This window comes from Pseudomonas deceptionensis (assembly GCF_900106095.1).
Lineage (GTDB): Bacteria > Pseudomonadota > Gammaproteobacteria > Pseudomonadales > Pseudomonadaceae > Aquipseudomonas > Aquipseudomonas deceptionensis.
Window position 1 is genome coordinate 1798260 of sequence record NZ_FNUD01000002.1, and the last position, 21195, is coordinate 1819454.

General features: G+C 59.4%; 18 protein-coding genes and 1 other RNA gene. 18 read left to right on the forward strand and 1 reads right to left on the reverse strand.

What is annotated here, in order from left to right:
* Positions 1-32: 32 nt before the first annotated feature.
* From rsmI to lpxC, 18 genes are all read left to right on the forward strand, one after another.
* Complete coding sequence (rsmI, locus tag BLW11_RS08205) at positions 33-887, forward strand: 16S rRNA (cytidine(1402)-2'-O)-methyltransferase (protein WP_048359173.1); 855 nt, start codon at positions 33-35, stop codon at positions 885-887.
* 140 nt (positions 888-1027) lie between these two features.
* Positions 1028-1381, forward strand: an RNA gene (gene rnpB, locus BLW11_RS08210) — RNase P RNA component class A.
* Between the two features lie 354 nt (positions 1382-1735).
* A complete protein-coding gene (gene mraZ / locus BLW11_RS08215) occupies positions 1736-2191 on the forward strand; it encodes a division/cell wall cluster transcriptional repressor MraZ (RefSeq protein ID WP_048359172.1) in 456 nt (151 codons plus the stop codon).
* On the forward strand, positions 2188-3135 hold the full coding sequence (gene rsmH / locus BLW11_RS08220) for a 16S rRNA (cytosine(1402)-N(4))-methyltransferase RsmH (protein ID WP_048359171.1): 948 nt from the start codon (positions 2188-2190) through the stop codon (positions 3133-3135). Before mraZ ends, rsmH begins: the two co-directional genes overlap by 4 nt.
* Positions 3132-3425 carry a cell division protein FtsL gene (gene ftsL / locus BLW11_RS08225; protein WP_019823808.1) on the forward strand — a complete coding sequence of 98 codons (294 nt, stop codon included), beginning with the start codon at positions 3132-3134 and terminating at the stop codon, positions 3423-3425. The genes rsmH and ftsL overlap by 4 nt, the downstream gene beginning before the upstream one ends.
* A complete protein-coding gene (locus BLW11_RS08230) occupies positions 3422-5164 on the forward strand; it encodes a peptidoglycan D,D-transpeptidase FtsI family protein (RefSeq protein ID WP_048359170.1) in 1743 nt (580 codons plus the stop codon). The genes ftsL and BLW11_RS08230 overlap by 4 nt, the downstream gene beginning before the upstream one ends.
* Entirely contained in the window at positions 5164-6627 is a 1464-nt protein-coding gene (locus BLW11_RS08235; protein WP_048359169.1) for a UDP-N-acetylmuramoyl-L-alanyl-D-glutamate--2,6-diaminopimelate ligase, read from the forward strand. The genes BLW11_RS08230 and BLW11_RS08235 overlap by 1 nt, the downstream gene beginning before the upstream one ends.
* A complete protein-coding gene (locus tag BLW11_RS08240) occupies positions 6620-7987 on the forward strand; it encodes a UDP-N-acetylmuramoyl-tripeptide--D-alanyl-D-alanine ligase (protein ID WP_048359168.1) in 1368 nt (455 codons plus the stop codon). The genes BLW11_RS08235 and BLW11_RS08240 overlap by 8 nt, the downstream gene beginning before the upstream one ends.
* Positions 7987-9069, forward strand: coding sequence for a phospho-N-acetylmuramoyl-pentapeptide-transferase (gene mraY / locus BLW11_RS08245; protein ID WP_048359167.1), 1083 nt, complete (start codon positions 7987-7989; stop codon positions 9067-9069). The genes BLW11_RS08240 and mraY overlap by 1 nt, the downstream gene beginning before the upstream one ends.
* A gap of 5 nt (positions 9070-9074) precedes the next feature.
* Positions 9075-10421 (forward strand): UDP-N-acetylmuramoyl-L-alanine--D-glutamate ligase, encoded by a 1347-nt coding sequence (murD, locus tag BLW11_RS08250; RefSeq protein WP_048359166.1) that lies wholly within the window; start codon positions 9075-9077, stop codon positions 10419-10421.
* Positions 10418-11632, forward strand: a complete 1215-nt coding sequence (gene ftsW / locus BLW11_RS08255) for a putative lipid II flippase FtsW (RefSeq protein WP_048359165.1) — start codon at positions 10418-10420, stop codon at positions 11630-11632. The genes murD and ftsW overlap by 4 nt, the downstream gene beginning before the upstream one ends.
* Positions 11622-12692: an undecaprenyldiphospho-muramoylpentapeptide beta-N-acetylglucosaminyltransferase gene (murG, locus tag BLW11_RS08260; RefSeq protein ID WP_048359164.1), complete on the forward strand. Its 1071-nt coding sequence runs from the start codon at positions 11622-11624 to the stop codon at positions 12690-12692. Before ftsW ends, murG begins: the two co-directional genes overlap by 11 nt.
* The gene (gene murC / locus BLW11_RS08265; protein ID WP_048359163.1) at positions 12685-14145 is read left to right on the forward strand and encodes a UDP-N-acetylmuramate--L-alanine ligase; all 1461 of its coding nucleotides are present in this window, start codon (positions 12685-12687) and stop codon (positions 14143-14145) included. The genes murG and murC overlap by 8 nt, the downstream gene beginning before the upstream one ends.
* Positions 14142-15101 (forward strand): D-alanine--D-alanine ligase, encoded by a 960-nt coding sequence (locus BLW11_RS08270; RefSeq protein ID WP_048359162.1) that lies wholly within the window; start codon positions 14142-14144, stop codon positions 15099-15101. Before murC ends, BLW11_RS08270 begins: the two co-directional genes overlap by 4 nt.
* Before the next feature lie 4 nt (positions 15102-15105).
* On the forward strand, positions 15106-15972 hold the full coding sequence (locus BLW11_RS08275) for a cell division protein FtsQ/DivIB (protein WP_048359161.1): 867 nt from the start codon (positions 15106-15108) through the stop codon (positions 15970-15972).
* A 15-nt stretch (positions 15973-15987) separates the two neighbouring features.
* On the forward strand, positions 15988-17247 hold the full coding sequence (ftsA, locus tag BLW11_RS08280; RefSeq protein WP_048359160.1) for a cell division protein FtsA: 1260 nt from the start codon (positions 15988-15990) through the stop codon (positions 17245-17247).
* Positions 17248-17319: 72 nt separating this feature from the next.
* Entirely contained in the window at positions 17320-18534 is a 1215-nt protein-coding gene (gene ftsZ, locus BLW11_RS08285) for a cell division protein FtsZ (RefSeq protein ID WP_048359159.1), read from the forward strand.
* 112 nt (positions 18535-18646) lie between these two features.
* Complete coding sequence (gene lpxC / locus BLW11_RS08290; RefSeq protein ID WP_019823785.1) at positions 18647-19558, forward strand: UDP-3-O-acyl-N-acetylglucosamine deacetylase; 912 nt, start codon at positions 18647-18649, stop codon at positions 19556-19558.
* A 50-nt stretch (positions 19559-19608) separates the two neighbouring features.
* Here lpxC and BLW11_RS08295 read toward each other — a convergent pair whose 3' ends face one another.
* Positions 19609-21144, reverse strand: a complete 1536-nt coding sequence (locus tag BLW11_RS08295; protein ID WP_074836738.1) for a GGDEF domain-containing protein — start codon at positions 21142-21144, stop codon at positions 19609-19611.
* Between the last annotated feature and the right edge of the window lie 51 nt (positions 21145-21195).

Here is a 21195-nt window from a genome sequence, read left to right on the forward strand (position 1 = left end):
ATGAGGTGCGCGTTTTGACTGCTCCAGGTGATTTGAATTCCGTTGTTGGCTCACTTTATGTGGTGGCCACGCCCATCGGTAACCTGGACGACATCAGTGCGCGAGCGCTCAAGGTCTTGCGTGACGTGTCATTGATTGCGGCCGAAGACACGCGTCACTCCCTGCGTCTGATGCAGCATTTCGGCATTTCAACGCCGCTGGGCGCCTGCCACGAACATAACGAGCGAGATGAGGGCAGTCGCTTCATTCAGCGTTTGCTGGCGGGTGAAGATGTTGCATTGATCTCCGATGCGGGTACGCCGCTGATCTCCGACCCGGGTTATCACCTGGTGCGCCAGGCGCGTGCGGCCGGAGTCAAGGTTGTGCCCGTGCCGGGTGCCTGTGCATTGATCGCGGCCCTGTCTGCGGCGGGCCTGCCTTCTGACCGCTTCATCTTTGAAGGTTTTCTGCCGGCCAAGGCCGTCGGGCGTCGTTCACGCCTGGAGTTGCTGAAAGAAGAACCGCGCACGCTGATTTTCTACGAGGCGCCGCACCGCATTCTGGAATGTCTGCAGGATCTTGAGCTGGTATTCGGCCCGGACCGCCCGGCTTTGCTTGCGCGTGAGCTGACCAAGACCTTCGAAACACTCAAGGGTTTGCCGTTGTCCGAGTTGCGCGCCTTCGTTGAAGGCGACAGCAATCAGCAGCGCGGCGAGTGTGTTGTGCTGGTCGCAGGCTGGACCGCGCCCGAAACCGATGAAGTGGTCAGTAGTGAGGCGATGCGCATCCTGGACTTGTTGCTCAAGGAAATGCCGCTCAAGCGTGCCGCGGCACTTGCAGCTGAAATAACCGGCGAGCGCAAAAATGTGCTGTATCAAGTTGCACTGGAAAAGCAAAAAGTTGAGTGACGCTTTGGATCGAGTAGTGGCTTTTTGATACTTCGGCGTATTGGATTGAGTTGTTAAAGGCCTCAAGTCGGGTAAATGAAGGTGCCTTCTGGCTTTTAACGCTTGTTCTATACGCTCTGTACAGTTAATCTTCGCGCCGGAGAGTCGATTGGACAGTCGCTGCCTTCTATGAAAATTAGGGGGGGGAGGAAAGTCCGGGCTCCATAGGGCGAAGTGCCAGGTAATGCCTGGGAGGCGTGAGCCTACGGAAAGTGCCACAGAAAATAACCGCCTAAGCGCTTCGGCGCCGGTAAGGGTGAAAAGGTGCGGTAAGAGCGCACCGCACGACTGGCAACAGTTCGTGGCTAGGTAAACCCCACTTGGAGCAAGACCAAATAGGGTCCCAAGGCGTGGCCCGCGCTGGGACCGGGTAGGTTGCTAAAGATGTCCAGTGATGGCCATCGTAGACGAATGACTGTTCACGACAGAACCCGGCTTACAGATCGACTCTCCACCTTTTTTCTTCTGCTTGCCCTGCAAGCAGATTGCTATATCCGAAATCGTTTTATCCCCCGCCAGCAATCGTCAGAACAATACCCGACGTAATGCCGAAAAGTTCTTAGTCTTAACAAACTACTTTAAGTTTGAAGTCCAGAGCTTTGAATTCGCTGTGCATTGCTTGTCAAAAAAAACCTCCGCTTACTGCTCTGAGTCTATTTCCTCTCCTAAATCTCCGTTATGTAAGGGTTTTCCTGCGGGTCGCTCCTTGACGGTGTGGTGGGCGCATTCCTATAGTGTGCATAAGTGGTGGAAAGTGGCATAAAGTGGGTTTTCTAGGCGTAAAACGCTAATATTTGGAGAAGCGCACAGTGTTTCGCGGAGCCAATGCAATCAGTCTCGATGCCAAGGGCCGACTCGCAATGCCGAGCCGGTACCGTGACGAGCTGATTTCGCGTAGTTCCGGGCAACTGATCGTGACCATTGATGCGGTAGATCCCTGCTTGTGCGTGTACCCGCTGGATGAGTGGGAATTGATTGAAACCAAGCTACGGGCGTTGCCTTCGTTGCGTGAAGAGAACCGCCGCTTGCAGCGTCTGTTGATTGGTAATGCCGTCGATCTTGAACTCGATGGCAGTGGTCGTTTTCTGGTGCCGCCGCGTTTGCGTGAATATGCCAAGTTGGATAAGCGCGCGATGTTGGTTGGCCAGCTAAACAAGTTTCAACTGTGGGACGAGGATGCCTGGGAAGCTGTTTCTGCCGCTGACCTTGCAGCCATTCAACAACCGGGCGCCATGCCTGAAGAACTGCGTGATTTAATCCTGTGACTATAGATAGCGGCTTCAACCACATCACCGTACTGCTCGACGAAGCCGTAGAGGCTCTCGCCGTACGTCCTGATGGATGCTATCTGGATGGCACCTTCGGTCGCGGCGGACATAGCCGCCTGATACTCCAGAAGCTTGGTCCCGAGGGTCGTTTACTCGGGTTTGACAAAGATCCACAGGCAATTGCCACCGGGCAAGCGCTAGCGGCCGAAGACGGCCGCTTTGTTATTGTGCAGCGCAGCTTTGCTGAAATGGGATCCGAAATTGCCGATCGCGGTCTGGCCGGCAAGGTCAGCGGTGTGCTGCTCGATCTGGGCGTTTCGTCGCCCCAGCTCGACGATCCGGAGCGCGGCTTCAGCTTCATGAATGACGGCCCGCTGGACATGCGTATGAACCCGGACAGCGGTATCAGCGCTGCCGAGTTCGTCAACACCGCCTCCCGTGAAGAAATTGCCCGCGTTTTCAAAGAATATGGCGAAGAGCGTTTTTCCGGGCGCATGGCGCGCGCTGTTGTAGAGCGTCGCGACATCAAACCGTTCGAGCGCACGGCTGATCTGGCTGAAGTGCTGAAAGTGGCCAACCCGGCCTGGGAGAAGGGTAAGCACCCTGCAACCCGTACCTTCCAGGGCCTGCGCATTCACGTCAACAATGAGTTGGGTGATCTTGAGGCGGGCCTTGAGGCTGCGTTGGAATCGCTGGAAGTGGGCGGCCGTCTGGTCGTGATCAGCTTTCACTCCCTTGAAGATCGCATGGTCAAACTGTTCATGCGCAAGCTGGTCAAGGGCGAACCCGACAACCTGCCTCGTGGCCTGCCTGTGCAGCACGTGGCTTTTGTGCCGAAAATCAAGATTCATGGCAAGGCCCAGACTGCTTCCGATGAAGAGCTCAAGGCCAATCCGCGCTCGCGCAGCGCTGTCATGCGCGTCGCGGAGAAGCTTCGTTGAACAAGCTCTTCGCCAAGCCACTTCCCGGCGGAAGCTTTTTCATGCTGCTCTTGTTTATTGGCGTGCTGGTTTCGGCCGTGGGCGTTTCTTACAGCGCGCACTGGAACCGGCAATTGCTCAACACCCTGTACGGGGAGTTGAGCGTGCGCGACAAGGCGCAGGCAGAGTGGGGGCGCTTGATCCTCGAGCAAAGCACCTGGACTGCCCATAGCCGCATCGAAACCCTTGCCAGCGAACAACTGAAAATGCGCATTCCGGGCGCAGCAGAAGTTCGAATGGTGGCGCCATGATCAAACTCGAAGGCGCACTCTACCCGTGGCGTTTTCGTGTGGTGCTGGCATTGCTGGCACTGCTGGTAGGCGCGATCGCGTGCCAGATCGTTTACCTGCAAGTGATCGACCATGACTTCCTCAAGGGGCAGGGCGATGCACGCAGCTTGCGTCATATCCCTATTCCTGCGCACCGCGGCCTGATTACCGACCGTAATGGCGAACCCCTGGCCGTGAGTACCCCGGTAACCACCCTGTGGGCCAATGCCAAGGAAATGCAGGTTGCCAAGGACCGCTGGCCAGCGCTGGCGCACGCGCTTGGGCAAGATCCCAAAGTGCTGACGGCGCGCCTGGAGCAGCAAGCCAATAAAGAATTTATCTACCTGGTCCGTGGCCTGACGCCTGAGCAGGGTCAGGTGGTGCTCGACCTGAAAGTGCCAGGTGTCTATGGCATTGAAGAGTTCCGCCGCTTTTACCCTGCCGGTGAAGTAACGGCGCACATGGTCGGCTTCACGGATATTGACGATAAAGGCCGTGAAGGCGTCGAGCTGGCCTATGACGAATGGCTGGCCGGGGTACCGGGCAAGCGGCAGGTCATCAAGGATCGGCGCGGGCGTCTGATCAAAGACGTGCAAGTGACCAAAAACGCCAAGGCAGGGAAGACCTTGGCGTTGTCGATTGACCTGCGCCTGCAGTATCTGGCCAACCGCGAGCTGCGCAATGCGCTGGTCGAGAACGGTGCAAAGGCCGGCAGCCTGGTGATCATGGACGTGAAGACCGGCGAGATTCTGGCCATGGTCAACCAGCCAACCTACAACCCGAACAACCGTCGCAACCTGCAACCGGCAATGATGCGTAACCGCGCCATGATCGACGTGTTCGAGCCGGGCTCGACGGTAAAACCGATTTCGATGAGTGCGGCCCTGGAAACCGGGCGCTGGAAACCGACCGACAAGGTCGAGGTTTACCCGGGTACCTTGCAGTTGGGCAAGTACACCATTCGTGACGTATCGCGCACCGAAGGTCCGGTCCTCGACCTGACCGGCATCCTGATCAACTCCAGTAACGTGGGTATGAGCAAGGTTGCCTTCGACATCGGCGGCGAAGCGATTTTCCGCCAGATGGCGAAAATGGGCCTGGGTCAGGACACCGGTCTGGGCTTCCCGGGCGAACGTGTCGGCAACCTGCCCAACTACCGCGAGTGGCGCAAGGCCGAAACCGCGACCCTGTCTTACGGCTACGGTGTTTCCGTTACCGCGATTCAGCTGGTTCACGCGTTCTCGGCATTGGCCAACAACGGCAAGCTTGCCCCGCTGACCCTGCTTAAAGCAGACAAGCCGGCCGAGGCCGCCCAGGTCATGCCTGAGCAAGTGGCCAAAACCGTTCAGGGCATGCTCCAGGAAGTTATTGAAAACCCGCGTGGTGTATGGCGTGCCAAGGTTCCGGCGTATCACGTCGGTGGCAAGTCGGGTACCGCGCGTAAAACCTCGTCCGGCGGCGTGAAGGGTTATGCGGTGAACTCCTACCGCTCCCTGTTCGCGGGCTTTGGCCCCATGAGCGACCCGCGCTACGCGATCGTTGTGGTCATCGATGAGCCGAGCAAGGCGGGCTACTTCGGTGGTCTGGTATCAGCCCCGGTCTTTAGCAAAGTCATGTCAGGCACTTTGCGCCTGATGAACGTGACCCCGGATAACCTGCCGACGGCAGCGGAGCAACAAGCGGCAGCAACAGCCGCAGCAGCCAAAGGAGGGCGCGGCTAATGTCCTTGAGCCTGAACAAGATTTTCCCTCACGCTGGCCACGATCTACTGATTCGTGAGCTGACCCTCGACAGCCGTAACGTACGTGCAGGTGATTTGTTCCTTGCCGTGCCGGGCGGCAAGCTTGATGGTCGTGAACATATTGCTGACGCGCTCAAGCGCGGCGCTGCTGCCGTGGCCTATGAAGTGGAGGGTGCCTCGGTATTGCCTATTACCGATGTGCCGCTGATTCCGGTCAAAGGCCTGGCTGCCCAGCTGTCTGATATTGCCGGGCGCTTTTATGGCGAGCCGAGCCACCACCTCAACCTGGTGGGCGTAACCGGCACCAACGGCAAAACCAGTGTTACTCAGCTGGTGGCTCAGGCGCTGGACCTGCTGGGGCAGCACTGCGGCATCGTCGGCACCTTGGGTACAGGCTTTTATGGCGCGCTGCAAAGCGGTCGCCACACCACGCCAGACCCGATTGCGGTACAGGCCATGCTGGCCGACCTGAAAAAGGCCGGCGCCAAAGCGGTCGCCATGGAAGTCTCTTCCCATGGTCTGGATCAGGGCCGCGTCAGCGCATTGGCTTTTGATGTGGCCGTGCTGACCAACCTGTCCCGTGATCATCTGGACTACCACGGCACCATGGAGGTTTACGCTGCGGCCAAAGCCAAGCTGTTTGCCTGGCCTGACCTGCGTTGCCGGGTGCTCAATCTGGACGACGAGTTCGGCCGCCGGCTGGCGAGTGAAAAACACGAATCGCGCCTGATCAGCTACAGCCTCGAAGACAGCAGCGCCACACTGTATTGCCGTAACGCGATCTTCGATGACGATGGCGTACGCGCCACCATCGTGACGGCCCAGGGCGAGCATCTTCTGCGCAGCAGCCTGCTCGGTCGTTTCAACCTGAGCAACGTGCTGGCCGCCGTTGGCGCGTTGCTGGGTCTGGATTACGCGCTGGATGAAATCCTCAAAGTGCTGCCAAAACTGGAAGGTCCGGTTGGTCGCATGCAGCGTTTGGGTGGCGGCACCCGTCCGCTGGTGGTGGTTGACTACGCCCACACCCCGGATGCGCTGGAAAAAGTATTGCTGGCCCTGCGTCCCCACGCCAAAGGCAAGCTGCTGTGCCTGTTCGGCTGCGGCGGTGATCGCGATCGCGGCAAGCGTCCGTTAATGGCGCAGGTGGTTGAGCGGTTGGCGGACGCGGTTCTGGTCACTGACGACAACCCGCGCACGGAAGCCCCAGCGCAGATTTTTGATGACATCCGTGTTGGCTTTGCCGCACCGCAGAACGTCACCTTTGTGGCCGGTCGCGGTGAGGCGATTGCCCGGATGATCGCAGGCGCCCATGCCGACGACGTGATCGTGCTGGCCGGTAAAGGGCATGAGGACTACCAGGAAATCAATGGTGAACGCCATGACTTCTCTGACCTGATCGAGGCCGATAAAGCCCTGGCTGCCTGGGAGGTTGCTCATGCTTAAGCCTCTGTTGCTCAGTGAAGTGCAGGCTGTCCTGAGCGGCCGTCTGGTCGAGGCCGATAGCCGGTTCAATGGTGTCAGTATCGACAGCCGTGCGATTACCCCGGGCCAATTGTTTGTGGCACTGACCGGCCCGCGCTTCGATGGCCATGACTATCTGAACGAAGTCGCGGCCAAGGGGGCGGTTGCCGCCCTCGTTGAGCGTGAAGTCCCCGGTTCGGCCTTGCCGCAGCTGGTGGTCAAGGATACCCGTCAGGCGCTGGGCCAATTGGCAGCGCTTAACCGTGCCGGCTACACCGGGCCCGTTGCTGCGATTACCGGCTCCAGTGGCAAAACCACGGTCAAGGAAATGCTTGCCTGCATCCTGCGCACCCGCGGTCCGGTGCTGTCGACCAAAGGCAACTTGAACAACGATCTGGGCGTGCCGCTGACCCTGCTGGAGCTGACGCTGGAACACACCGCGGCAGTGATCGAGCTGGGCGCATCGCGCCTGGGTGAAATTGCTTACACCGTAGGCATGACCAAGCCGCATGTAGCCGTACTCAACAATGCCGGCACCGCCCACGTGGGCGAGTTCGGCGGGCCGGACAAAATTGTCGAAGCCAAGGGCGAGATTCTGGAAGGGCTGGATGCCGATGGCGTCGCCGTACTCAATCTTGACGACAAGGCTTTCGGTATTTGGCAGGTCCGGGCAGCAGGGCGCAAGGTGCTCAGCTTTGCCCTGACTAATCCTGAAGCAAATTTTTATGCAAGCAATCTGGCCCGCGACGCACGCGGCTGCCCAGGGTTCGATTTGCATAGCCCGCTGGGTGTTGCCCGCGTGCAGCTCAACTTGCTGGGCCAGCATAATGTGGCCAACGCCTTGGCCGCCGCGGCTGCCGCCCATGCGTTAGGTATCTCGTTGTTTGGTATCGCTTCTGGTCTTGAAGCGGTATTGCCGGTCAAAGGGCGGGCAGTGGCTCAACTGACCGCCGCAGGCCTGCGAATTATTGATGACACTTACAACGCAAACCCCACCTCAATGTGCGCTGCCGTTGATATACTCGCCGGCTTTTCCGGTCGCACCGTCCTGGTGCTCGGAGATATTGGCGAACTGGGTGAGTGGGCGGAGCAGGGACATCGTGAAGTAGGCGCTTATGCCGCCGACAAAGTTTCAGCGCTCTATGCGGTGGGACCCATGATGGCTCATGCCGTCACAGCATTTGGACACCAGGCTCGTCACTTCGCCAATCAGGCTGACCTGATCAAGGCGCTTCGCGCTGAGCACGAAACAAACACCACTATTTTGATCAAGGGCTCGCGCAGCGCAGCGATGGAAAACGTCGTAGCGGCTCTGTGCGGTTCCAGCGGGGAGAAACATTAATGCTGCTGCTTCTAGCGGAGTATCTGCAACAGTTCTACAAAGGCTTCGCGGTCTTCCAGTACTTGTCCCTGCGCGGGATTCTTGGAGTGCTGACTGCGTTGACCCTGTCGCTGTGCCTGGGGCCGTGGATGATCCGCACCCTGCAAAACCGTCAGATCGGCCAGTCGGTGCGTAATGACGGCCCGCAATCGCACTTGTCCAAATCAGGCACTCCTACCATGGGTGGCGCGCTGATTCTGTCGGCAATCACCATCAGCACCTTGCTCTGGGCTGACCTGAGCAACCGTTATGTGTGGGTCGTGATGATCGTGACCCTGCTGTTCGGTGCGATTGGCTGGGTCGACGACTATCGCAAGGTGATCGAGAAGAATTCACGCGGCCTTCCGAGCCGCTGGAAGTATTTCTGGCAATCGGTGTTCGGCCTGGGTGCAGCGATCTTCCTGTACATGACGGCGCCAAGCGCGGTCGAAACCACGTTGATCCTGCCCATCCTCAAAGACGCCAGCATCCCGCTGGGCATCGGCTTTGTTGTACTCACTTACTTTGTGATCGTGGGTTCGAGCAACGCAGTCAACCTGACTGACGGCCTCGACGGCCTGGCGATCATGCCCACTGTGATGGTGGGCGGTGCGCTGGGTATCTTCTGCTACCTGTCGGGCAACGTGAAATTTGCCGACTACCTGCTGATCCCGTATGTCCCGGGCGCAGGTGAGTTGGTTGTGTTCTGCGGCGCACTGATTGGCGCCGGTCTCGGGTTTCTGTGGTTCAACACCTACCCGGCACAAGTGTTTATGGGTGACGTCGGCGCACTGGCGCTGGGCGCGGCCCTGGGCACCATCGCCGTGATTGTGCGTCAGGAAATCGTGTTGTTCATCATGGGCGGTGTGTTCGTGATGGAAACCCTGTCCGTGGTGATCCAGGTAGCGTCTTTCAAGTTGACCGGCAAGCGGGTGTTCCGCATGGCGCCGATTCATCACCACTTTGAACTCAAGGGCTGGCCTGAGCCACGCGTGATTGTCCGTTTCTGGATCATCACCGTGATTCTGGTACTGGTCGGCCTTGCCACGCTGAAGCTGAGGTAGAACCTGTGTCTCTGATCGCTTCTGACCACTTCCGCATCGTTGTCGGCCTCGGCAAGAGCGGCATGTCCCTGGTGCGCTTTCTAGCGCAGCGGGGCGTGTCGTTTGCCGTGGCAGACACGCGGGAAAATCCACCGGAGCTGGCCACGCTGCGCCGTGACTACCCGCAAGTGGAAGTGCGTTGTGGCGAGCTGGATGTCGAGTTCCTGTGCCGCGCCGACGAGCTCTACGTGAGCCCCGGCCTGGCACTGGCGACTCCGGCCCTGCAAGCGGCAGCGGCCCGTGGCGTAAAACTGTCGGGTGACATCGACCTGTTCGCGCGTAACGCGAAGGCACCCATCGTTGCAATCAGTGGTTCCAACGCCAAAAGCACCGTGACCACACTGGTCGGTGAAATGGCGGCGGCAGCCGGCAAGCGTGTGGCCGTCGGCGGCAACCTCGGTACACCTGCGCTCGACCTGCTCAGCGATGACATCGAGCTGTACGTGATGGAGTTGTCGAGCTTCCAGCTGGAAACCACCAACCAGCTCGGCGCCGAAGTCGCCACTGTGCTCAACGTCAGTGAAGATCACATGGACCGCTACACCGGCTTGCCGGCGTATCACCTGGCCAAGCACCGGATTTTCCGGGGTGCCAGGCAGGTGGTGGTCAATCGCCAGGACGCCCTGACCCGTCCGCTGATGAGCGAAGGCCTGCCATGCTGGACCTTCGGCCTGAGCGTGCCCGACTTCAAGGCTTTTGGCCTGCGTGAAGAAAACGGCGAGAAATACCTGGCCTTCGAATTTCAGAACCTGATGCCTGTGCGCGAGCTGAAAGTTCGCGGCGCACACAACCAGGCCAACGCCCTTGCGGCACTGGCGCTGGGGCATGCCGTGGGCCTGCCGTTCGACGCCATGCTGGCAAGCCTGCGTTCCTTCACCGGCCTTGAGCATCGCTGCCAGTGGGTTCGCGAGCTTGACGGCGTGAGCTACTATAACGACTCCAAGGCCACCAACGTTGGCGCCGCTCTGGCTGCCATCGATGGCCTGGGCATGGATATGGACGGCAAGCTGGTCCTGATCGCCGGCGGTGATGGCAAAGGTGCTGACTTCAGCGGCCTGCGTGACTCCGTGGCCAAGTACTGCCGCGCCGTGGTGCTGATGGGCCGTGATGCAGATCTGATCGCAGAAGCCATCGGCGACTCGGTACCCCGGGTGCGCGTCGGCTCGCTGGACGAAGCGATCGAGCAAAGCCGGGCATTGGCGTTGCCTGGCGATGCGGTTTTGCTGTCGCCTGCCTGCGCCAGTTTTGACATGTTCAAAAATTACGAAGAGCGCGGCCAGCTGTTCGCCCGTGCCGTGGAGGTGCTGGCATGATTTTCGGCATCCTCAAACCTTATCCTTCGCCGCTGATCACGGGCCGTGGCATCGACCTCGACTTCGCGTTGCTGGCCGGTTGCCTGGCTTTGCTCGGCCTTGGGCTGGTGATGATTACGTCGGCATCGTCCGAAGTTGCCGCCTTGCAGTCGGGCAACACCCTGTACCACATGATCCGCCACCTGTTTTACATCGTCCTCGGTCTGGGCGCGTGCATCCTGACCATGATGGTGCCGATTGCGACATGGCAACGTCTGGGCTGGTTGTTGCTGATCGGTGCCTTTGGCTTGCTGGTGATGGTGCTGATCCCGGGTATCGGGCGTGAAGTGAACGGTTCCATGCGCTGGATCGGCTTTAGCTTCTTTAACGTGCAGCCTTCGGAAATCGCCAAGGTGTTTGTGGTGATTTACCTCGCAGGCTATTTGGTGCGTCAGCAGAAGGAAGTCCGCGAGAGCTGGATGGGCTTCTTCAAACCGTTCATCGTGCTGCTGCCGATGGCTGGCCTGTTGCTGATGGAGCCCGACTTCGGTGCCACCGTTGTAATGATGGGCGCTGCGGCAGCGATGTTGTTCCTCGGCGGTGTGGGCCTGTTCCGCTTCGCCCTGATGGTGGCGCTGGCGGTGGGTGCGGTGTTTGTTCTGGTACAGGCGCAGCCTTACCGGATGGCGCGTCTGATCACCTTTACCGACCCGTGGTCCGACCAGTTCGGTTCCGGCTATCAGCTGACCCAGGCCCTGATCGCATTCGGTCGCGGCGAGTGGTTCGGCGTGGGGTTGGGCAACAGCGTACAGAAGCAGTTTTACCTGCCGGAAGCGCACACCGACTTCGTGTTTTCGGTACTGGCTGAAGAGCTGGGCGTAGTCGGCTCGCTGCTGACCGTTGCCCTGTTCGTGTTCGTCTGTGTACGCGGCATGTACATCGGCCTGTGGGCTGAACGTGCCAAGCAATATTTCGCGGCCTACATGGCGTACGGCTTGTCGTTCCTGTGGATCGGCCAGTTCCTGATCAACATCGGGGTGAACGTCGGCTTGCTGCCAACCAAGGGCCTGACCCTGCCATTCCTCAGTTATGGCGGCAGCTCGCTGGTGATCTGCTGTGTGTGCATGGGCTTGTTGCTGCGCATCGAGTGGGAGAGTCGAACCCACCTGGGCAGCGAAGAAACAGACTTTAAAGAAAGCGACTTCGCAGAGGAGCCGACCCATGGGCGCTAATGTGCTGATCATGGCGGGCGGCACCGGCGGGCATGTGTTCCCGGCCCTGGCTTGCGCCCGTGAATTTGAAGCTCGCGGCTACACCGTGCACTGGCTCGGTACACCGCGCGGCATCGAAAATGAACTGGTCGAGCCTGCCGGTTTCAAACTGCACCTGATCAACGTGGCTGGCCTTCGTGGCAAGAGCAAGCTGTCGCTGATCAAAGCACCGTTTGTGTTGCTCAAGGCGCTGTTTCAGGCACGCAAAATCATTCGCCAGCTCAAGCCGGTCTGCGTGCTTGGCTTTGGTGGTTACGTGACCGGGCCTGGCGGTCTGGCGGCGAAGACCTGCGGTGTGCCGGTGATCATTCACGAGCAAAACGCGGTAGCCGGTACGGCCAATCGCTTGCTGGTGCCCATGACCAGCCGTGTGTGCGAAGCCTTCCCTGAAACCTTCGCTGCCTCGGACAAGCTGCGTTCCACCGGTAACCCGGTGCGTCCCGAGCTGTTCACCCTGGCGCCGCGCGCAGCACTCGAAGGGCGCAAGGCGCGCCTGCTGGTGCTGGGTGGCAGCCTTGGCGCCGAGCCGCTGAACAAGTTGTTGCCTGAAGCGCTGGCCAACGTACCGGCTGACGTACGTCCTGAAGTGTTTCATCAGGCCGGCAAGCAGCACGACCAGATTACTGCCGAGCGCTATACCGCGGTCGGCGTCGAGGCTCAAGTGCAGCCTTTTATCAAAGACATGGCCCAAGCCTATGGCTGGGCCGACCTGGTGGTCTGTCGCGCAGGCGCGCTGACCGTCAGTGAACTGGCTGCGGCCGGTCTGCCTTCGCTGCTGGTGCCATTGCCCCACGCGATTGATGACCATCAGAGCCGTAACGCCGACTTTTTGGCACGCGAGGGCGCAGCCTTCCTGATGCCGCAAGCGACAACTGGCGCAGCCGAACTGGCTGCACGCCTGACAGAGGTTTTGATGCAACCGGAACGACTCAACAGCATGGCGGCCAATGCTCGCCGCCTGGCCAAACCTGATGCGACCCGCAACGTTGTAGATATCTGCCTGGAGGTGGCCAATGGTTGAGAATCAGAAAGCTATGCCACAACCCGAGATGCGCCGTATCCGTCGTATCCACTTCGTCGGTATTGGTGGCGTGGGCATGTGCGGTATCGCCGAAGTGTTGCTGAACCTGGGCTATGAAGTGTCGGGTTCGGACCTGAACGCATCGGCCGTGACCGAACGTCTTGAGTCGTTCGGCGCACACATATTTATCGGCCACCGTGCCGAAAACGCAGCTAACGCCGATGTGCTGGTGGTGTCGAGCGCGGTCAATACCTCGAACCCTGAAGTCGCGACTGCACTGGAACGTCGTATTCCAGTGGTGCCACGGGCCGAGATGCTGGCTGAGCTGATGCGCTACCGCCACGGCATCGCCGTCGCCGGTACTCACGGTAAAACCACTACCACCAGCCTGTTGGCCTCGGTGTTCGCGGCCGGTGGCCTGGACCCGACGTTCGTGATCGGTGGCCGGCTGAATGCAGCAGGCACCAATGCACAGTTGGGCACCAGCCGTTACCTGATCGCCGAAGCTGACGAAAGCGATGCCAGCTTCTTGCACCTGCAGCCGATGGTTGCCGTGGTCACCAACATCGATGCCGACCACATGGCGACCTACGAAGGCGACTTCAACAAACTGAAGAAAACCTTCGTCGAGTTCCTCCACAACCTGCCGTTCTACGGTCTGGCCGTGGTGTGTCTGGATGATCCGGTGGTGCGTGAAATCCTGCCGCTGGTCAAGCGTCCGACGGTGACTTACGGCTTCAGCGAATCGGCTGACGTGCGTGCAATCAATGTTCGCCAGCAAGGTATGCAGACCTTCTTCACCGTCCTGCGACCTGATCGCGAGCCGCTGGATGTTTCGGTGAACATGCCGGGCAACCATAACGTGCTCAATGCCCTGGCAACCATCTGCATTGCCTCGGATGAAGGCATCAGCGATGAAGCCATCGTTCAGGGCCTGTCGGGTTTCGAGGGCGTGGGTCGACGTTTCCAGGTCTACGGCGAGCTGCCGGTTGAAGGCGGCCACGTGATGCTGGTGGATGACTACGGTCACCACCCGACCGAAGTTGCGGCCGTGATCAAGGCCGTGCGCGGTGGCTGGCCGGAGCGCCGTCTGGTGATGGTTTACCAGCCGCACCGTTTCAGCCGGACACGCGATCTGTACGACGATTTTGTGCAGGTGCTGGCTGACGCCAACGTGCTGCTGCTGATGGAAGTTTACCCGGCCGGCGAAGAGCCGATTCCGGGCGCCGACAGCCGCCAGCTCTGCCACAGCATCCGTCAGCGCGGTCAGCTGGACCCGATCTATATCGAGCGCGGCGTCGAGCTGGCTCCGATCGTCAAGCCGCTGCTGCGCGCCGGCGACATCCTGTTGTGCCAAGGGGCGGGCGATATCGGCCGTCTGGCACCGCAACTTATTAAAAGCCCGTTGTTCGCCGGTGCTGTTGTTGCCGCCAGTGAAGGAAAGTTGAAATGACTGCTGCCTACGCCAATCTGTTCTCGACCATTGCCCCAGCCGACTTCGGCCGTGTGGCCGTGCTGTTCGGCGGCAAAAGCGCTGAGCGTGAAGTCTCGCTGAAATCGGGCAATGCCGTGCTGGGCGCGCTGCAAAGTGCAGGCGTGGATGCCTTCGGTATCGATGTGGGTGATGACTTCATCACTCGCATCACCCACGAAAAAATCGACCGTGCATTTATCATCCTTCACGGCCGTGGCGGTGAAGACGGCAGCATGCAAGGCCTGCTGGAGTGCCTGGGCATTCCTTACACCGGCAGCGGCATCCTGGCGTCGGCTCTGGCCATGGACAAGCTGCGCACCAAGCAGGTGTGGCACAGCCTGGGTATTCCAACGCCGCGTCACGCCGTGTTGAGCAGCGAAGCCGATTGTATTTCTGCAGCGAAGGAACTGAGCTTCCCTTTGATCGTCAAACCGGCACATGAAGGTTCAAGTATCGGTATGGCCAAAGTGCACACTGCAGACGAGTTGATCGTCGCGTGGGCCGAGGCCAGTAAGTACGACTCGCAAGTGTTGGTAGAGCAATGGATCACAGGTCCCGAGTTCACCATCGCCACCCTGCGTGACCAGGTGTTGCCACCGATTGCCCTGGGCACTCCGCATACTTTTTACGACTACGACGCCAAGTACGTGGCCAACGATACCCAGTATCGAATCCCGTGCGGCCTCGATTCCGCCAAAGAACAAGAGCTCATGGATCTCACGGCGAAAGCCTGTGAGGCGATCGGTATTGCCGGTTGGGGCCGTCTGGACGTGATGCAGGACACCGACGGCCAGTTCTGGCTGCTGGAAGTCAACACCGCGCCGGGCATGACCGATCACAGCCTGGTACCAATGGCGGCCAAGGCGGCCGGTCTGGATTTCCAGCAACTGGTTCTGTCGATTCTGGCAGCCAGTGTTGAAGAGTCGCGAGGTTAAGACCATGCAAGGCGCATCGCTTCGTCATCAACCACCCGCTCCCGGCCGCAAGCCGGTACCGCGTGGCGCCAGCCGGATGGTGGCGAAAGAGCCGATGTCGGTGCGTTTGCCAAAAGCCAATTTCGGCTTTTTGAAGGCGTTGTTCTGGCCGGTACTGTTGGTGGCGCTGGGGTATGGCACCTACGAAGGTGCGCAGCGTTTGCTGCCTTATGCCGATCGGCCGATCACCAACATCAATGTGCAGGGTGATTTGAGCTACATCAGCCCTGCCGCCGTACAGCAGCGCATTGCCCCGTATATGGCGGCGAGCTTCTTCACCGTCGATCTGGCAGGCATGCGCACCGAGCTTGAGCAAATGCCCTGGATCGCCCACGCCGAAGTACGGCGGGTATGGCCGGACCAGGTGGTGATTCGCCTTGAAGAGCAACTTCCGGTTGCCCGTTGGGGCGACGAGGCATTGTTGAACAACCAGGGGCAGGCGTTTACGCCGCGCGAGTTGGCCAACTACGAACACTTGCCGCAGCTGTTTGGCCCCCAACGGGCCCAGCAGCAAGTGATGCAGCAGTATCAGGTGTTGAGCCAGATGCTGCGTCCGATGGGCTTCTCCATTGCCCGGCTGGAATTGCGTGAGCGCGGTAGCTGGTTCCTGACCACCGGAGCTGGCAGTGCAGGGCCCGGGATCGAGTTGCTGTTGGGGCGCGATCACCTGGTAGAGAAGATGCGTCGCTTCATAGCCATCTATGAAAAAACGCTGAAAGAACAGATTACAAACATAGCGCGCATCGATTTGCGTTATGCCAACGGATTGGCCGTCGGCTGGCGGGAACCTGTGGCACCCACGATAGCCCAACCCGCTGTCGCGAAGAATTAAGAAGAGGCAGGACCCATGGCAAACGTGCAAAGCGGGAAAATGATCGTCGGTCTCGATATCGGCACCTCCAAAGTGGTGGCGCTGGTGGGCGAGGTCGGGGAAGACGGCACAATCGAAATCGTCGGTATTGGCACGCATCCGTCCCGTGGCCTGAAGAAAGGCGTGGTGGTGAACATCGAGTCCACCGTGCAATCGATCCAGCGCGCCATCGAAGAAGCGCAGCTGATGGCCGGTTGCCGGATCCACTCGGCGTTTGTCGGTGTGGCCGGTAATCACATTCGCAGCCTGAACTCCCACGGCATCGTGGCGATTCGGGACCGTGAAGTCAGCTCGGCCGACCTTGAGCGCGTCCTCGACGCCGCCCAGGCTGTCGCGATTCCGGCTGACCAGCGTGTGCTTCACACCCTGGCGCAGGACTACGTGATCGACAACCAGGAAGGCGTTCGCGAGCCACTGGGCATGTCGGGCGTACGCCTGGAAGCCAAGGTGCACGTAGTGACCTGCGCGGTGAATGCGGCACAGAACATCGAGAAGTGCGTACGCCGTTGTGGGCTTGAGGTGGACGACATCATCCTCGAGCAACTGGCGTCGGCTTACTCGGTTCTGACCGATGACGAAAAAGAACTGGGCGTGTGCCTGGTCGACATCGGCGGCGGTACTACCGACATCGCGATCTTCACCGAGGGCGCCATTCGCCACACGGCGGTGATCCCGATTGCGGGTGATCAGGTGACCAACGACATCGCAATGGCGCTGCGTACACCAACCCAATACGCCGAAGAAATCAAGATTCGTTACGCCTGTGCACTGGCCAAACTGGCTGGTGCCGGCGAAACCATCAAGGTGCCAAGCGTAGGCGATCGTCCGCCGCGTGAGCTGTCCCGTCAGGCATTGGCCGAAGTGGTCGAGCCGCGTTACGACGAACTGTTCACCCTGATTCAGGCAGAGCTGCGTCGCAGCGGCTACGAAGACCTGATCCCGGCAGGCATCGTCCTGACGGGCGGTACTTCGAAGATGGAAGGCGCGGTCGAACTGGCCGAAGAGATCTTCCACATGCCAGTCCGCCTGGGCGTGCCGCACAGCTTCAAAGGCTTGACCGACGTTGTGCGCAATCCGATTTACTCCACCGCTGTGGGCTTGTTGCTGTACGGGCTGCAAAAGCAGTCAGACGGTATCTCCATATCGGGTATCAGCAACCGCGACAACTACAGCAGTGATGAACAAAAAGCCCCTGTGTTTGAGCGCCTTAAGCGCTGGGTCCAGGGCAACTTTTAAGGCTTGAGCGGTAACAGATTCAAAGCAGTAGAAGTAGGCGAAAAAAACTAGAGAACTGAAAGGAGAGGGACCATGTTCGAACTCGTAGACAACATCCCGCAAAGCCCGGTAATCAAGGTTATCGGTGTTGGTGGTGGCGGTGGCAATGCTGTTAACCACATGGTTAAGAGCAACATCGAAGGCGTGGAATTCATCTGCGCCAACACTGACGCGCAAGCGCTGAAAAGCATCGGCGCGCGTACCATCCTGCAATTGGGCACCGGTGTGACCAAGGGCCTGGGTGCCGGCGCGAATCCTGAGGTCGGTCGTCAGGCCGCTCTGGAAGACCGTGAGCGTATCGCTGAAGTGTTGCAGGGCACCAATATGGTGTTCATCACCACGGGCATGGGCGGTGGTACCGGTACCGGTGCTGCGCCGATCATTGCCGAAGTGGCCAAGGAAATGGGGATTCTCACCGTTGCGGTGGTGACTCGTCCGTTCCCGTTCGAAGGTCGCAAGCGCATGCAGATCGCTGACGAAGGTATTCGTCTGCTGTCCGAAAGCGTCGATTCGTTGATCACGATTCCGAACGAAAAACTGCTGACCATCCTCGGCAAGGACGCAAGCCTGCTGTCGGCTTTCGCCAAGGCCGATGACGTGCTGGCCGGTGCCGTTCGCGGTATCTCCGACATCATCAAGCGTCCGGGCATGATCAACGTCGACTTTGCCGACGTGCGTACCGTGATGAGCGAAATGGGCATGGCGATGATGGGTACTGGCTGCGCCAGCGGTCCGAACCGTGCGCGTGAAGCGACCGAAGCGGCCATTCGCAACCCGTTGCTTGAAGACGTGAACCTGGAAGGCGCTCGCGGCATCCTGGTCAACATCACCGCCGGCCCTGACCTGTCCCTGGGTGAGTACTCCGACGTGGGTAGCATCATCGAAGCCTTCGCTTCCGAGCACGCGATGGTCAAGGTCGGTACCGTTATCGATCCGGACATGCGTGACGAGCTGCATGTGACCGTGGTTGCGACCGGTCTGGGCGCAAAAATCGAGAAGCCGGTCAAGGTTATCGACAACAGCGTTCAAACTTCGTACGCCGCCTCTTCGGCACACAGCGCGACTGCTCGCCAGGAAGCTCGTACCGAGCGTCAGGAACAGCCGGTGGTTAACTACCGTGACCTGGACCGCCCGACAGTGATGCGTAATCAGGCCCAGCAAGGCGCGACGACCGCTGCTAAGCTTAATCCTCAAGACGATCTGGACTACCTGGACATCCCGGCTTTCCTGCGTCGACAGGCTGATTAATGAAATCAATCAGGGCTATTAAGGTGATTGGTGTTCAGCAAAGGCTCGGTCTGCTATTATCCCCAGCCTTTGTTGATACCTATTCGCAATTTGCGCTGAAGCGGCCAATGCCATGATTAAGCAACGCACCCTGAAAAATATTATCCGTGCCACAGGTGTCGGCCTGCACTCCGGTGAGAAGGTCTACCTGACCCTCAAGCCTGCCCCTGTGGATACCGGCATCGTGTTTTGTCGTGCAGACCTTGACCCTGTTGTGCAGATCCCTGCCCGCGCGGAAAACGTCGGCGAGACAACGATGTCGACCACGTTGGTCAACGGCGATGTAAAAGTAGACACGGTAGAGCACTTGCTCTCGGCCATGGCTGGCCTGGGGATCGATAACGCCTACGTCGAACTCTCCGCGTCTGAAGTCCCGATTATGGACGGTAGCGCCGGACCTTTCGTGTTTCTGATTCAATCTGCCGGCCTGGAAGAACAGGACGCGCCGAAGAAGTTCATCCGTATCCTGCGTGAAGTGACAGTGGAAGATGGCGACAAGCGCGCCACTTTCGTCCCTTTCGAAGGCTTCAAGGTGAGCTTCGAGATCGATTTCGATCACCCGGTTTTCCGTAATCGCACCCAAAGCGCAACCGTGGATTTCTCAAGCACTTCGTTTGTAAAAGAAGTCAGCCGCGCGCGTACTTTTGGTTTCATGAGTGATATCGAGTACCTGCGCAAGCACAACCTCGCACTCGGCGGTAGCGTTGAAAACGCGATCGTGGTCGATGCGGATGGTGTACTGAACGAAGACGGCCTTCGCTATGAAGACGAATTCGTGAAGCACAAGATCCTCGACGCCATTGGCGACCTCTACCTGTTGGGCAACAGCCTGATTGGTGAGTTCAAGGGCTTCAAGTCTGGCCATGCACTGAACAACCAGCTGATTCGCAAGCTGCTTGAGCAGACCGATGCGTGGGAAGTCGTGACCTTTGAAGATGCCAGCACTGCACCGATCTCGTACATGCGTCCGGTTGCGGCAGTTTAAGTAAAACTTCTTTCTCTAGTTTTTGAAGGCCACCTCCGGGTGGCCTTTTTTTATGGCGCGGGTTTGGGTTTTAGCGCGTTAAGCCCGGTTTCATTGATGTCCATGACCCGATTTCGCCCACGTTTCTTGGCTTGATAAAGCGCCTTGTCGGCGGTGCTGAGCAGTTCTTCCTGGTTGTCACCGGGCTTGGCGTAGCGGGTGCAGGTGCCCACGCTGACCGTAAGCCTGGTGGTATGCGGGTTGGCCGGCTCCATCTGCTCGACCGCTGCCCGAATGTTCTCCGCCAGCAGACGGGTGCCTGCCGCATCGGTTTCTGTGAGGACCACGGCGAACTCTTCGCCCCCATAGCGCGCGGCTAGGTCGGCGGGGCGCCGTACATGGGTCTTGATCTGCTGCGCCACCTGGCGCAGGGCCTCGTCTCCGGCCTGGTGCCCGTAGTTGTCGTTGAAGGCCTTGAAGTGGTCGACATCGATCATCATCAGCGACAGCGGCGCGCCGGAGCGTTGTGCGCGCCGCCATTCCAGATCCAGGGTGGTGTCCAGCATCCGGCGATTGGCCAGGCCGGTCAGCGGGTCGGTGGCGGCGAGGGCGGCAAGTTCGCGTTCAGCCTGCTGGCGCAGGCGCAGCTCGCGCGTCAGCATCCAGGTGAGCCACAGCATGCCCAGGCACAGCAGCAGGGTTGCAGTGCCGATCAGAGCGGCGGTGTGGCGCCAGTTGCTGAAGATATGCTCGGTCGACAAGGCAACTACGACCACCATGGGCAGGTCGCTGATCTGGGCAAAGTTGTACAGGCGTTCCAGGTGATAGAGCCCGGACATGGCGGTAAAGCTGCCATAGCGCTCATTGAGAAAACGCAAAAAGATCGGCCGCTCGCTCAGGTCCTGACCGGTAAAGGTTTTGTCTGTCGCCGGGTACTGAATCAGCATGATGCCGTCCGTACTGACCAGGCTGATGTTGCCGGTCGGCCCAAGGTCCAGGCCGCGGAACAGGTTCTGGAAGTAGGTCATTCTCATCTGGGCCACGACAACGCCCCCGAACGAGCCGTCCGGGGCAGATATTCTGCGGCTCAGCAGCAGGGTCCAGTCATTGGCGGGCTGATTGGTGAGGACGGGGCGGCTGATGAAAATCTTGTCGCTTTGCACCGTGCGATGAGCCTTGAACCAAGGTTGCTGGCTGGCATTGTCCAGCGAGGGCGTGCCTGGGCGTGAGCTGGCAATCAGCTTGCCCTCGGCATCCAGCACAAAGAACCCGGCATTGGACGGCGCCTCGGAGGCTCTGTCGAAGAGCAACGGCTGTTGCGTCTGTGGTGAAAGCGAGGCCAGTGCCTGGCTTTGCACCAGATTGACCAGGTTGATGAGCGCGGAGTCATAGATCGAGAGGGTGTTGCGAATATCACGGCTGATCAGTTGCACGATGTTCAGGGCTGAGCGTGCAGCATCTTCTTCAGTGTTGCGGTACTCCCTGACCAGTAAATAGCCAACGATGCTGAGAATGGCAACCACCGAAAGGGCGCAGGCCCCGACCAGCCTGCGCCGAGTGATGATGTGTGTTCGCGTGGAGAATGGAATGGCCTTACCCTCACAGATACGAATCGTGCCCTGCCATAAGGTGTTGCCTTATAGAGATAAGGCCAGCTA